Below are 12,217 nucleotides of genomic sequence, written 5' to 3'. Positions count from 1 at the left end.
GCGCCCGACAGCGTGGCGTCCCGCACGGCCGCGAGCAGCGCCCGCGTGCGGACCACCCGGGCGAGATCGGCGAAGGACAGGTCCGCCCAGATCGGCCCCGCGCGCCGGTAGCGGGCCGGCACCGGGTCGCCCGCCGCGTACCAGCCCACGCCGAACCCGTCGGCGTTGACCGTGCCGTACCGCTGCCGCCGCGGTGCCCAGGACTGCCGGTACAGGCCGTGCGGCGGCTCCACCAGCAGCCGCCCGAGCGGCTCCTCGGGCCCCACGTACGCCACATGACGGCACATCAGACGTCCTCCGAGCGTGCCGTGCGGAACCCGGAGAAGATCTGCCGCCGGATCGGATAGTCCCAGTTGCGGAACGTGCCCCGGCAGGCGACGGGGTCCACGGCGAACGAACCGCCGCGCAGCACCTTGTAGTCGGAGCCGAAGAACACCTCCGAGTACTCCCTGTACGGGAACGCCCGGAACCCCGGGTACGGCAGGAAGTCGCTCGCCGTCCACTCCCACACGTCACCGATCAACTGCCGCACCCCGAGCGGCGATTCACCGGCCGGGTAGCTCCCGGCGGGCGCCGGACGCAGATGCCGCTGGCCCAGATTGGCGTGCTCGGGACCCGGGTCGGCGTCGCCCCACGGGTAGCGCGTCGAGCGGTCGCCGGCCGGGTCGTGGCGCGCGGCCTTCTCCCACTCGGCCTCGGTGGGCAGCCGCCGCCCGGCCCAGCGGGCGTAGGCGTCCGCCTCGTACCAGCACACGTGCAGCACCGGCTCGTGGGGCGGTACGACCTCGGTGATCCCGAAGCGGCGGCGCAGCCACTGCCCGCCGTCCCGGCGCCAGAACAGCGGCGCGGTGACGTTGTTGCGGCGGATGTGCGCCCAGCCCTCGGCGGTCCACCAGCGCGGGTCGTCGTAGCCGCCGTCCTCGATGAACGCCAGATAGGCGGCGTTCGTCACCGGGGTGGTGTCGATCCAGAACGGCGGCACCTCCCGCCGGTGCGCGGGCCGCTCGTTGTCCAGCGCCCACGGCTCGGTCGAGGTGCCCATGGTGAACGGGCCGCCCGGCACCAGCACTTCGGACGGGCCGGTGAACAGCGGCACCGGATCCGGATCGGGGGCGGTCAGCGCCTGCGGGCCCTTGCGCAGCTGATGGGTGATCAGCATCGTCTCGTCGTGCTGCTGTTCATGCTGCGCGATCATCCCGAAGGCGAAGCCCGCCTCCGTCAGCCGGGTCCCGTCGAACGCGGTGCTCTCCAGCACGTCCAGCGCCCGGCCGCGGACGTCGGCGGCGTACCGCCGGGCCTCGTCGGGGGACAGCAGCGGCAGCCTGGGGCGTTCGGAGCGCGGGTGCTCGAAGGCGTCGTAGAGGCTGTCGATCTCGGGCCGGATCGCCTCCTGGCCGGCGACGGCCCGCAGCAGCCACTGCTCCTCCTGGTTGCCGATGTGCGCCAGGTCCCACACCAGCGGGGACATCAGCGGCGAGTGCTGCGCGGTCAGGTCGGGCTCGTCGACGCAGCCGGTCAGCAGCGTCGTGCGGTCGCGCGCCGTGATCAGCGAGGTGACCGCGCGCTCGCGCAGGCTCTCGGCGTCGAGGGCGAGGTCGGTCATGAGCTCAGGTCCTTCCCGTACGGGGGCTTCCCGGAGTGGAGTCGGTCGAGCAGGTCGTCGGCGGGACAGCGGCCCCGCGCCACATGGCGGGCCTCGAACGCCGCCACGGCGTCGATGACCTCCCGGGCGGCGCCGAGCCGGGGCAGCGCCTCCAGCGCCGCCGCGAAACAGACGGCGGCGATCTCGCGCAGCTCCGGGTCGGCCAGGCCGACGCGGGCCGCGTCGTGCCACAGCGGATTGTGCGGCGCCGGCCGGCCGAGGGTCCGCTCGGCCAGCGGCTTCACCGCCCGGTAGGCGGTCTCGGCGGCCTGCGGGTCGTCGAACAGCGCCGCCGTCACCGCCAGCGGCACGATCCAGCCGTCGTCACCGGGCTGCGCGTCGATCATCCGCAGCTCCAGATGCCCGCGCGGTCGGACCGGCGGGAACAGCGTCGTCGCGTGGTAGTCGAGATCCTCCCGGGTCGGCGGCCGGGGCTCCCTCGACCTGATCCACTCCCGGAAGGTCATCCCGTCCGGTACGTCCCACGGCTCGCCGCCGTCCTGCCGGATGCACATCACCGGCGCGTCCAGCACATGCCGCGCCCAGGTGCCGCGCGGGTCGGCGTCCAGCGGGGGGCCGCCCGCGCGGCCGGTGCCGATCTGCGCCCAGCGCAGCTGCCGGGTGGACAGCCAGCCGGTCGGGCGGTGCCCGGCCAGCGGGGAGTTGGCGAACACGGCCACCAGGACCGCGCCGAGCTGGTGCGCCAGCCACCAGCGCCGTACGTGGCCCAGCGGGCCCGGCTCCTCGTACCCTCCGTCCACGCAGACCTGGACGGAGGCGGAGGCGCACATCATCGAGCGGCCGGCGGGGCCGCCCCGGTCGAGGCATGCCTCCATGGCGTCGTAGCGCGGTTCGCGCAGGTAGCGGCGGGGCGAGTGCCAGGGATCGTGGCCGAGGCCGACCAGCCGCAGACCGTCCTCGCGCAATACGGTGCGGACGGCGTCGAGATCGGCGGAGACGGTGCCGACGCACTCCATCAGCGAGCCGGCGGGCGGCGAGCTCAGCTCCAGCTGGCCGCCGGGTTCGACGGTGAGTGCCGACTTCAGGGGCACGGTCCGCAGTGCGGCGTAGGCCGCTTCGAGTCGTTCGGGTGTGACGCGGAGCTGCGGGCTGCGCAGCTCGTGGACGAGCCATTCCACCTCGACTCCGAGGCGGCGGGGCGGTCCGGTCTTGAAGCAGATGCCGCGGACCAGGGCATCCACCTCGGCTTCGGTGACGGCGGTGGGCGGCTCGATACAGCCGCCTGCCGATTCGGACATGTCGGGATCCTCCTGAGATTCCACCATGTCGCCGGTCCGGGGTCCTGTGGGCCGGGCCGGCAGCGACGCGTCCCACCCAAGACGGTGGGCGCGCCCGGCACAAGGGCGCCTGGCGGGACGTTCCGGGCCGGTCATCTCTCCTTCCCGCCCGTTGGCCTGGGCTTTCCCCGGGGTTTCCGGACCCGGGCGGGATGGAAACTCCGTTGCGCCGCCTCCCCAGCATCGCTCAGGATGCCTGCATGAGCACGACGGGGGAGATCGCGCGGCGCACACTCGCACCGCGCACGGGGCGCACGCTCACACCGCGCACGGGGGTCGCGGCGTGAGCGCGCGCCTGCGTGATCTCGCGCGCCAGACGGAACGGATCGTGACGGCGGGCCGCTACGAGGCACCCGACGGCCGCGAGGTGCCCCTGGGGCCGGCGATCGACGCCGCCCAGGCCGGCACGCGCGTGTACGGGCCGGAACCGGTCCCGGTGCCGACCGCCCATGACGGCGCGGACGGGTACGGGCTGCACCCGGACCCGGTGCAGATCGCCCTCCCGCGGGGCGGCACCTGGATCGAAGTGACGGGCGAGAGCAGTCTGGAAGCCGCGCGGCGGCTCGCGGCCGGCTCCGCCGGCCCGCCGGCCGTGCTGAACTTCGCCTCCGCGCGCAACCCCGGCGGCGGCTATCTCAACGGCGCCCAGGCCCAGGAAGAGGCCCTGTGCCGGGCCTCCGCGCTGTACACCTGTCTGCTGCGGGCCCCCGCGTTCTACGAGCACCACCGCACCCACCGCGACCCGTTCTACACGGACCGCGTCATCCATTCACCCGGCGTGCCCGTCTTCCGCGACGACCGCGACCGGCTCCTGGCCGAGCCGTTCACGGCCGGCTTCCTCACCTCGCCCGCACCGAACGCGGGCGTGATCCGGCGGACGGCCCCGGAACGCGCGAGCGACCTGCCCCGCGCCCTGGCGGTCCGTGCCGAGCGGGTCCTGGAGACCGCCGCGGCGCACGGCTACCGCGCACTCGTGCTCGGAGCCTGGGGCTGCGGTGTCTTCCGCAACGACCCGGCGCAGGTGGCCGCCGCGTTCCGCGCCCTGCTGGAACCGGGCGGACGCTTCGCCGGAACGTTCGCACACGTGGTGTTCGGCGTCCTCGACCGCACCCGTGACCAGGCGGTCCGCACGGCGTTCGACCGCGCGTTCGCAGACCTGGCCGCCCCGGGAGACGCCGCCCCTCAGCTCCAGCCGTAGCGCTCCTGCAACCGGCGGCGGACCAGGTTGAAGCGCATCCGGTCCAGCGCGCACGCCTCACGGCGCATGCCCTCCTCGTGCAGGCGCAGCACCCGGTCGACGGCGACCCACGACTCACGCCCCGAGCGGTCCCACGGGCCGGTGCCGATCGGCACCCAGTCCCGGTCCCCGTCATGATCCTTGCTCGACAGCTGCACCGCGAGAAACGTCCCGGCCGCCTCGCGGGCCACGACGAGCACCGGCCGGTCCTTGCCCCGGCCGTCCCGCTCCTCGTACGGCACCCAGGTCCACACGATCTCCCCCGGGTCCGGGTCGCCGTCGTGCGCCGGTGAGTACTCGGTGCGCACCCGGCCCACCTCACGGGGCTCGGCCTCGGTGGTCGCGGTGGGGCCGGAACGGCCGGGGACGTTCTCAGTGCTGTAGGCGGTCACAGCCGTACCGTACGGGACGTGCGTGAAAGCCGGGCGGCGGGTAACCCGGGGGACGGTGGGGTCCGGCAGGGACGGCCGGGCCCTGCCGTGTCCCCGGACGACGCAACACTCCTGGGAGGCGGTGCCGTGACCACCGCACTGATCGTCATCGACATGATCAACACCTACGATCACAAGGACGCCGAGCTGCTGATCCCCTCCGCGGAGTCCGTCGTCCCGGTCATCGCCGGCCTGCTCCAACGGGCCCGCCGCCACAACATCCCGGTGATCTACGTCAACGACAACTTCGGCGAATGGCGCTCGCACCACGGCGAACTGCTGGACCAGGCCCTGTCCGGACCGCACGCCCGGCTCGTCGAACCGCTGCGGCCCGACGACTCCTCCCTGTTCGTGGTCAAGGCACGCCACTCGATCTTCTTCGAGACCCCGCTGAGCTATCTCCTCGGCCAGCAGGGCATCGAGCGGCTGGTGCTGTGCGGGCAGGTCACGGAGCAGTGCGTCCTCTATTCGTCCCTCGACGCCCACATCCGTCACTTCCAGGTGATCGTCCCGCGTGACGCCGTCGCCCATATCCATTCCGACCTCGCCGACGCCGCCCTGCGCATGATGGAACGCAACATGGGCGCCCGGGTGTGCGAGAGCGGAGAGCTGTGGAGCTGACACGTCCTGCCGTCCCCGCCGAGCTGCGGCCCTACCTGGCCGAGCTGGTCCGGCGCACGCGCACCGTCTGCGGCCCCCATCTGGTGAGCGTCCTCGCCGTGGGCTCCGTCGCGCTCGGCGACTACCGCCACGGGCGCAGCGACGTCGACATGACCGTCGTCGTGGCCCCCTCCCTGCCGGGCCGGGCGCTGCACGAGCTGGCCGGCGCCCTCGCCCACCCAGCCCTGCCCTGCCCCGCCGCGGGACTCGAACTCGTCGTCTACGGCACCGACTTCGCCGCCCGCCCGTCCGGCGAGGCCGGCTACCTCCTCGACCTCGACACCGGTGCGGCGCTTCCCGGCAAGGTGAGCCTCGACCCGGGGGAGTCCCCGCCCTTCTGGTACGTCATCGACCGCTCCGTCGCCGGGCAGTGCGGACTCGCGCTGTACGGCCCACCTGCGCGGGAAGTCGTCGCCGCACCCGAACACCCCGCGCTGCTCGCCGCACTCCGCGCCTCCGTCAGCGAACACGCCGCAGGCGAAGGGCACTTGGCGGACAACCGGGTCCTCAACGGCTGCCGCTCCCTGATGTTCTGCCGCACCGGCCGCTGGCTGCCCAAGCGCCGGGCCGCGCAGGCGGTCGCCGCAGGCGAGCCGGACTTCCGGCCCCTCCTTCAGGCCGCGCTGCTCAGCTTCGAACGCCCTCGCGCCGACGCTCTCCCGATGCCTCCGGACGAGGTGCACCGCTTCCTGGAACACGTGGCCGCATCCGTGGCAGAGGCCGCCGTCCGCGCCGACGCGCCGCCTCGCTGACAAGCGGAACCCGCCCCTACAATTCTGGCGACTCATCGGGGGAGCCGCCATGGAAACCATCATCGTCCAGCTGCCGGACCCCACGGGCCCGCGCGACCCCGCGAGCCTGTCCGAGGGCCGGGCCCGCAAGCCCCGGCTGCTGCACCTCGGGCCCGGTGACATCGTCGGCTTCGGGCGCGGGCTGCCTGGCGGCGGAGGCGTCGCCATCGCGCTGACGGATCCCGGAATCTCCCGCCACGCGGGCCAGTTGGAGGCGGCGGGCGACTACTGGCGGCTGTCCAACTTCAGCCGCAGCGTCTCCTACGTGGTGGAGAACCTGGAGGGCGCCGGCGAGTACCTCACCGTCGCACCCGGGCGGCTCGGCGCGCCCGTGCCCTTCGAGTTCTCCCGCGTGGTGCTGCCCGCCCTGAACGGCACCGCCTCCTTCAAGGTCTTCGCCCCGCAGCACGCCTACCTCGGCGAGCGGTCCGCCGACGGCCTCGGCGAACAGACCGTCCACCCCTTCGCGCTGGACCCCACGTCGAAGTACTTCCTGGTGCTCGTCGCCCTGTGCGAGCCCCGGCTGCGCGACCCCTCGGACTCCGCACTGCCCGGCGTGGGGGAGATCGTGGAACGGCTGCGCCCGCTGGAGTCCTGCCGCGACCTGACCCGTTCGGCGGTGAACTACCACATCGACTATCTGGCGTTCACCAAGCTGCGCCTGGACCTGGGGGAGGACGCGGGCCCCGCCGCCGACGGCGGCCGCACCGGCGCCAAGCGGGCCCGGCTCGCCTCGGTCGCCCTGCGCTTCGGCCTGGTCCGCGAGGAGCATCTCGCCCTCTTGCCACGCAGGACCAGGCCCTGACCGACCCTGATATCTGTCAGGTGTCGGGCGGGCGGTGACGGCCCGTACGGTCACGAACACCGGGCGACGGCTCCGCGGCCGTCCTCCGGTGTCACCACATCGCCGACCACAGGAAAGAGGGACCATGAGCCGCCGTTCGCTCAGGACTCTGCTGGCCGCCGGGGGCGCCGCCGCAGTGATGGCGCTCCTGCCCACCTCCGCCCAGGCCGCCCCGCACTCCGGCGGCAACTACGGCGCCTACGGAATGGAGGGCCAGTACCCCACCATCTCCAGCTGCTCGGGAACCTTCCGGCAGGTCGGCGCCACCCGGTACTTCGAGGGCATGGCGCTGAAGTACTTCTACTCCGACAAGTGCGGGTCCTTCGCCCGCATCGAGAACTCGCGCGCCAACTGCTCCGCCGTACTGGAGCGTTCGAACAACGGGGTCGGCCGCGCCGACGGCTGGGTCGCAGAGACCGTCGACCCCGGCATCAACTACGCCTACACGATGATCGGCAACAACCTCCACGGCCGGGTCTCGCGGGCGATGCTCACCTGCGACGGCCACGTGCTGGCGACGACCGGCTGGTACTGACAGGCGTCGCACCGAGAAAAGCCTGTGCTCGTCGCACCGAGAAAGCCTGTGGGCGGCCACCGTGATTGACGGTGGCCGCCCACAGGCCGTTACGCGCGGTGCTCAGCAGTACCCCATCGGCCCCGAGTCCGTGTAGTACACGTAGTTCACACTGACCCACCCGGTGACGTTCCCCCGGTGAGCGGTGAGGTAGATCCAGTTGCCGTCCGAGTTCCAGCAGTGGGCGGTGAACCTCTCGCCGAAGTACCCCTGGCCCAGGATCGTGCCGTTCACGGGCCGGCTGCGGATGTTGACGCCGTCTCCGAGGAAGTACCCGCCCCGGGACTGCGCCTGCTGCGTACCGGTGGTGGGGCCGGCCGGCCGCTCCAGAGCGTTCGCCGACACCGGGACCAGCGCCAGGACGGCGCCGGCGACGACCGCGCACAGCAGACGCCGGATGCGCCTCAGCTCGTGCATGTGCGTCCTCCTCTCGCGTCTCGGTGTGCCGGTCAGCAGTCGGGGACGCCCGCGATCTTCTGGCCGCCGCGCAGGTAGAGGTTGTTCACCCAGGCGATGTCGCTGCCGGCGAACTCCTGGACGGCGGTCCACCAGTTGTTGGTGCCCACGGCCGGGTCCCTGACGGTCTCGCCCTGCGTCTGGCACACCGCGTCCAGCCAGTACTTCGACCGGACCGCCAGCACGGTGGACTGGCGGGTGGGACGCTCCCGCAGGTTGACGTTCGTGGCCCAGATGTAGACGTCGGTGAGTGTCGGGTCGCCACCGGCCGGCGCGGCAGGCGCCGCGGGCGCGGCCTGCGCGGTGGCGGTGAGTCCGCCGACGGTGAGCGCCGCCGCGACGAGTGCGGTGGCGGTACGACGGGTCAGGTGCTTCATGGTTGTCCCCCGGACATTCGACAGTCGGTTCGTCGTCGGCGGCCGCGAACCGGCGGATTCGCCGGAAGGTGCCGCGCCGCTTCAGCACCCTAGGAAGCCGCGGGGCTGCTGTGTTCCTGACAGATGTCAGGGAGTGGGGGCACGCAGGACGTCGTCCCCCGGTGACGCGTCCTCGGTGTCGCCGTCGCCGGTGCGGGGGAGCAGGAGCGCCGTGCCCAGCAGCAGACAGCCCGCCAGGCCGATCGCCGCGCGGGCCCCGAGCAGGGCGCCCAGCAGACCCCACAGGGCGGTCAGGGCGGCGATCGTGGCCTTGCCGCTCGCAGACCAGGCCGACAGCGTACGGGCCACACGGTCCGCCGGGGTCCGCAGCAGCCGTTCGGTGGCCAGCACCGGATTGAACACCCCCACACACGTGATCAGCCCGAACTCGACCACCATCACCAGCACCAGCCCCGCCGTGCCCGGCCCGACGAACACCAGCCCGAGCGGCCAGCAGGCCCGCAGCGCACCCGCCGCACGCAGCACCCGGTGCCGCCCGAAGCGCGCCACGAGCCGCGGCGACAGCCTGGCGCCGATCAGCCCGCCGAGGCAGGGCACCGCGAAGGCCAGCCCGTACTGCCACGGCGCGAAGCCGAGCGGGCCCACCATGAGCACGATGAGCAACGGCGACGTCGCCATGATCAGCCCGTTCACCAGCACGGTGTTCAGGAACAGCGGGCGCAGCGCCGCGCTGCCGAGGATGTACCGCCAGCCGTCGAGCAGGTCACCGGCCCGCGGCCGGGAACGCGCGGCGGGCCGCACCGGCTTGTGCTCGCCGCCGCCGATCGCGCTCAGCGCGCCCGCCGAGAGCAGATAGCTGACCGCGTCCGCCACCACCGTGGTCACCGCCCCGAACCAGCCGATCGCCGCCCCGCCGAGCGGAGGCCCGAGCATGGTGGTGGTCCACGTCGTCGCCTCCAGCCGCCCGTTCGCGACGAGCAGCTGCTCCTTCGTCAGCAGCCCCTTCAGGAACGCGCCCGCGGCCGCGTTGAAGGTGATGTCCGCCGCGGCGACCACGACCGACACCACCAGCAGCTGCCCCAGCGTGAGCCGGCCGAGGGCGTACGCGAGGGGGATGCTCAGCAGCACACCGCACCGCACGAGGTCCGCCGCGATCATCACCGGCCGCTTGCGGCGGAACTCCACCCACGGGCCGAGCGGCACCGCCAGCACCGCGCCGGCCAGCGGTCCGGACGCCGCCAGTAGCGACACCTCCGCCGGCCCGGCGTCCAGCACGAGCACCGCGATCAGCGCGAACGCGTCGAACGCCAGCCGGGTGCCGAAGGCGCTCACCCCGTACGCCGCCCACAGCCACCCGAACTCTCGTCCCCCGCCCCCGCGCACCCCGCCCTTGCCTGTCACCCGGCACATCAAAGCGACCGGACGGGCCCGGGGGCAAAACGAGGCCGGTTTACCGGCCACGCAGCGGGCTACGCGGCGGGCACGGGGATTTCCGGCAGACCGTTTCCCGGGAGGTGCCCATGACCCGGCGGATACGGGACGTGATGTCGCCGGACACCGCGTCCGTCGAACCCATGACCACAGTGGCGCGGGCGGCGCGCCTGATGCGCGAGCGGGACATCGGCGATGTGCTCGTCGCCTACGACTGCGATCTGTTCGGTGTGCTCACCGACCGTGACATCGTGCTGCGGTCGGTCGCTGAGGGCAGCGACCCCGAGGCCACGACGGTCGGCTCGCTGTGCACCCGTCCGCCGCTGGTGACGGTCTCCCCGGAGGACACCACCGACCACGCAGTCGAGCTGATGCGGGAGCACGCCGTACGCCGTCTGCCCGTCGTCGAGCGCGGCGGCTGCCCGGTGGGCGTCGTCAGTCTCGGCGACCTCGCCGCCACGGAGGACCCGCACTCGGCGCTGGCGGACATCAGCAGGGCGGCGCCGACCCACTGAAGAGGGGGGCCGGGCGCTGAGCCAGGTCGGCGCCCGGCGGTTCAGCGCTGGTACAGGCCCACCAGCGTGCCGTCGGCGACGCTCCGCTTCTCGACCGCCGCGTGCACCTCGTCCGCGCGGGGCGCGTCGGGCAGGACGCACGGCTCGGAGAGCGCGTACAGCCGGAAGACGTAGTGGTGCGCGTCGTCGCCGGGCGGGGGATGCGGCCCGCCCCAGCCGCGCTCGCCGTAGCCGTTGACGAGCTCGGTCGCGCCCGGGGGAGCCTGCCCCGCGGCGACTCCCTCGCTGTGCGGGTCGATCCCGACCGCGATCCAGTGCACGAACGTGCCCGAGGGGGCGTCGGGATCCTCGCAGAGCAGCACCAGCTCCGCCGCGTCGTCCGGTACGCCGCTCCACCGCAGCGGAGGGGAGACGTTCGCCGCCTCGTACGCATACCGGCGCCCGATGAAGGTGTGGTCCTCGAAGGCGTCACTGCCGATGTCGATGCCGGTCATGTGCCCCGGGGTACCCCCACGGGCGCGGGACATGCGAACTCCGGCGTCACACGCGTCCCTCACGCGTCCACGGTGACCGCGCAGGACCAGCCGTACGGTCCCGGGCCGATCCGCAGCTCCTCCCAGGCGACGTTCGTCGGGACGTCCCCGGTGACCCGTACATCGGCCAGTCCGGCGACCGCCAGCCGGACGTCGAGGCCGCCCTCGGCCTCGTCCGCCTCCACGTCCACCGGCACCTGGCCGTACGCCTCCACCCGGAACAGCACCTCGTCCAGCAGCGAGGCCAGCAGGTCGTCGTCGCTCGCCACCTCCAGCCGGATCCGGCCCGTCGAGGTGGGGCGCACCCCGGAGACGTCGGCGAAGCACTCCACCATCGCCACGACCGCCTCCGCCAGGCAGTTCTCCCGGCTCGCCGCCCATGCCTCGATGCGCACCTCGTCGTCGTGCGGCACCGCCCGGTGCCCGCTCGCACCCGCCGCGCCACCCTGCCCGTAGTCGCCCGCGTCACCGACCATGCCCCACACCTGCCCGAGGGCCGCCGACCCATGCAGGGCCGCCGTACGACCGCCCGAACGGCCGTCAGACCGGCTCGTCCGCGAGATAGGGCGGGGCGGGGTCGTACTGGATGTAGCGGCGTACCTGGCGGGCGTGCTCGCGCCCGTGCAGCCGGCCGACGAGCCACAGGGCGCTGTCGATGCCGGCCGAGACGCCCTGACTGGTGACGACGTTGCCGTCGACGACATAGCGGGCGTCGCGGACGACGGTCACATCCCCGAGGGCCTCGAGAGTGTCCTCCTGGCTCCAGTGCGTGGCCACGCGGCGTCCGCGCGCGGGACCGGCGGCGTGCAGCAGGAACGTGCCGGTGCATACTGCGTGCACCCAGTCGGCTCGTGCCGCCGTCTTCGCGATCCAGTCGGTGATCACCGCGTTGTGCGGCTGCACCGTGCGCGCCCCCTGACCGCCCGGTACATGGAGGACGTCCAGTGGTGGATGGTCGTCGAGGGTGTGGTCCGGCAGCACCCGCAGGCCCTTGTTGCAGCGCACCGGGTCGGGGCGTTCGGCGATCAGTACCGCGCGGTCGCCGCTGTCGCGGAGCCGGGCGGAGACCGTGAACACCTCCCAGGGGCCGACGAAGTCCAGTTCCTCCGCGTCGTCGAAGACGAGCAGTCCGTAGGTCGTCATGCGGGGTGATCCTCCAAGTCGGGGTCGAGGTAAGGGGGTTGGGGCGTGGTGGTGCGGAAGCGGGAGCGGTAGTCGGACGGGGCTACGCCGATGCGGCGGTGGAAGGTGCGGCGCAGGGTCTCGGCCGTGCCGAAGCCGCAGCGGCGGGCCACGGCCTCCAGCGGCTCGTCGCCCTCGGTCAGGGCCCGCCGCGCCGCCTCGATCCGCACCTGCTCGACGTACGCGGCGGGCGGGACGCCCAGTTCCGCGGTGAACCGGCGCTGGAGGTGCCGCGGGCTGAGCCCG

At 73.2% G+C, this 12,217-nt stretch carries 16 protein-coding genes and 1 pseudogene; 6 read left to right on the top strand and 11 right to left on the bottom strand.

Going from position 1 to position 12,217, the window contains the following annotated elements; all coding sequences use genetic code 11:
- The 3 genes and pseudogenes from N4P33_RS24985 to egtA all read right to left on the bottom strand — a co-directional run.
- Positions 1 to 287, bottom strand: a pseudogene (locus tag N4P33_RS24985) (class II glutamine amidotransferase); the annotation flags it as partial.
- Positions 287 to 1,603 (bottom strand): ergothioneine biosynthesis protein EgtB, encoded by a 1,317-nt coding sequence (egtB, locus tag N4P33_RS24980; RefSeq protein ID WP_260828995.1) that lies wholly within the window; start codon positions 1,601 to 1,603, stop codon positions 287 to 289. The gene egtB and the pseudogene N4P33_RS24985, both read right to left, overlap by 1 nt.
- The gene (gene egtA, locus N4P33_RS24975) at positions 1,600 to 2,901 is read right to left on the bottom strand and encodes an ergothioneine biosynthesis glutamate--cysteine ligase EgtA (protein WP_260828994.1); all 1,302 of its coding nucleotides are present in this window, start codon (positions 2,899 to 2,901) and stop codon (positions 1,600 to 1,602) included. The genes egtB and egtA overlap by 4 nt, the downstream gene beginning before the upstream one ends.
- Before the next feature lie 322 nt (positions 2,902 to 3,223).
- Between egtA and N4P33_RS24970 the strand changes: the two genes are divergently transcribed.
- Positions 3,224 to 4,138 carry a TIGR02452 family protein gene (locus tag N4P33_RS24970; protein ID WP_260828993.1) on the top strand — a complete coding sequence of 305 codons (915 nt, stop codon included), beginning with the start codon at positions 3,224 to 3,226 and terminating at the stop codon, positions 4,136 to 4,138.
- Here the strand turns inward: N4P33_RS24970 and N4P33_RS24965 are convergent.
- Positions 4,123 to 4,569, bottom strand: a complete 447-nt coding sequence (locus N4P33_RS24965) for a type II toxin-antitoxin system PemK/MazF family toxin (protein ID WP_260828991.1) — start codon at positions 4,567 to 4,569, stop codon at positions 4,123 to 4,125. The genes N4P33_RS24970 and N4P33_RS24965 overlap by 16 nt on opposite strands.
- A 153-nt stretch (positions 4,570 to 4,722) precedes the next feature.
- On the opposite strand from N4P33_RS24965, the gene N4P33_RS24960 reads away from it, so the two are divergent.
- From N4P33_RS24960 to N4P33_RS24945, 4 genes are all read left to right on the top strand, one after another.
- Positions 4,723 to 5,229 (top strand): isochorismatase family cysteine hydrolase, encoded by a 507-nt coding sequence (locus N4P33_RS24960; RefSeq protein WP_399030100.1) that lies wholly within the window; start codon positions 4,723 to 4,725, stop codon positions 5,227 to 5,229.
- Positions 5,220 to 6,020, top strand: coding sequence for a DUF4111 domain-containing protein (locus tag N4P33_RS24955; RefSeq protein ID WP_260828989.1), 801 nt, complete (start codon positions 5,220 to 5,222; stop codon positions 6,018 to 6,020). Before N4P33_RS24960 ends, N4P33_RS24955 begins: the two co-directional genes overlap by 10 nt.
- Positions 6,021 to 6,069: 49 nt before the next feature.
- Positions 6,070 to 6,864, top strand: coding sequence for a serine/threonine protein kinase (locus N4P33_RS24950; protein WP_260828988.1), 795 nt, complete (start codon positions 6,070 to 6,072; stop codon positions 6,862 to 6,864).
- A 124-nt stretch (positions 6,865 to 6,988) separates the two neighbouring features.
- Entirely contained in the window at positions 6,989 to 7,438 is a 450-nt protein-coding gene (locus N4P33_RS24945; RefSeq protein WP_260828987.1) for a hypothetical protein, read from the top strand.
- 102 nt (positions 7,439 to 7,540) lie between these two features.
- Here N4P33_RS24945 and N4P33_RS24940 read toward each other — a convergent pair whose 3' ends face one another.
- From N4P33_RS24940 to N4P33_RS24930, 3 genes are all read right to left on the bottom strand, one after another.
- Positions 7,541 to 7,894: a hypothetical protein gene (locus N4P33_RS24940; protein WP_260828986.1), complete on the bottom strand. Its 354-nt coding sequence runs from the start codon at positions 7,892 to 7,894 to the stop codon at positions 7,541 to 7,543.
- Between the two features lie 32 nt (positions 7,895 to 7,926).
- A complete protein-coding gene (locus tag N4P33_RS24935) occupies positions 7,927 to 8,310 on the bottom strand; it encodes a peptidase M23 (protein ID WP_260828985.1) in 384 nt (127 codons plus the stop codon).
- Positions 8,311 to 8,436: 126 nt separating this feature from the next.
- Entirely contained in the window at positions 8,437 to 9,711 is a 1,275-nt protein-coding gene (locus N4P33_RS24930; RefSeq protein WP_260828984.1) for an MFS transporter, read from the bottom strand.
- Positions 9,712 to 9,830: 119 nt separating this feature from the next.
- Between N4P33_RS24930 and N4P33_RS24925 the strand changes: the two genes are divergently transcribed.
- Positions 9,831 to 10,256 carry a CBS domain-containing protein gene (locus tag N4P33_RS24925; RefSeq protein WP_260828983.1) on the top strand — a complete coding sequence of 142 codons (426 nt, stop codon included), beginning with the start codon at positions 9,831 to 9,833 and terminating at the stop codon, positions 10,254 to 10,256.
- A gap of 41 nt (positions 10,257 to 10,297) precedes the next feature.
- Here the strand turns inward: N4P33_RS24925 and N4P33_RS24920 are convergent, their stop codons facing one another.
- The 4 genes from N4P33_RS24920 to N4P33_RS24905 form a co-directional block, all read right to left on the bottom strand.
- A complete protein-coding gene (locus N4P33_RS24920; protein WP_260828982.1) occupies positions 10,298 to 10,750 on the bottom strand; it encodes a YbhB/YbcL family Raf kinase inhibitor-like protein in 453 nt (150 codons plus the stop codon).
- A gap of 59 nt (positions 10,751 to 10,809) precedes the next feature.
- Positions 10,810 to 11,265 (bottom strand): archease, encoded by a 456-nt coding sequence (locus N4P33_RS24915; RefSeq protein ID WP_260828981.1) that lies wholly within the window; start codon positions 11,263 to 11,265, stop codon positions 10,810 to 10,812.
- Positions 11,266 to 11,329: 64 nt separating this feature from the next.
- Positions 11,330 to 11,932, bottom strand: coding sequence for a DJ-1/PfpI family protein (locus N4P33_RS24910; RefSeq protein WP_260828980.1), 603 nt, complete (start codon positions 11,930 to 11,932; stop codon positions 11,330 to 11,332).
- On the bottom strand, positions 11,929 to 12,217 hold a 289-nt coding region (locus tag N4P33_RS24905; protein WP_260828979.1), incomplete at its 5' end, for a helix-turn-helix domain-containing protein. The genes N4P33_RS24905 and N4P33_RS24910, both read right to left, overlap by 4 nt.

The organism is Streptomyces sp. 15-116A (genome assembly GCF_025290915.1).
Taxonomy (GTDB): domain Bacteria; phylum Actinomycetota; class Actinomycetes; order Streptomycetales; family Streptomycetaceae; genus Streptomyces.
This window is presented reverse-complemented; position numbering and strand designations above follow the sequence as displayed.